The organism is Pseudomonas sp. SIMBA_068, from assembly GCF_046534705.1.
GTDB classification, from domain to species: domain Bacteria; phylum Pseudomonadota; class Gammaproteobacteria; order Pseudomonadales; family Pseudomonadaceae; genus Aquipseudomonas; species Aquipseudomonas putida.
On record NZ_JAWRYI010000986.1, the window covers coordinates 1 to 256 of the forward strand.

Annotated in this window: 1 protein-coding gene; it reads right to left on the reverse strand. The window is 57.8% G+C overall.

What is annotated here, in order from left to right; translation table 11 throughout:
• The coding region (locus tag SB756_RS32375; RefSeq protein WP_410913543.1) for a hypothetical protein at positions 1-256 on the reverse strand (256 nt) is incomplete at both ends.

The following is a 256-nucleotide window of genomic DNA, read 5'->3' on the forward strand; positions in this document are numbered from 1 at the left end:
CCCATTAATCCGGCGAGCAGCAGCACAACCACCACACTGACAATCGGCAGATAAAACTTCAGCGGCCAGACGTTCGCTACCACATCATTACGTAATACGCGTAAAGGCTGCGTTGCCAGCAACAAGCGATATGGTCGTAGCCCCACCAGCAGCGAGATGACCGTCATGGTGCCAAGCGCCCACAGCCACGGCCAGAGGCTGGCTGGCGGGAGTGCAGCAGGCAGAACGGGCTTGAGCAGCACCATCAACACGTTTT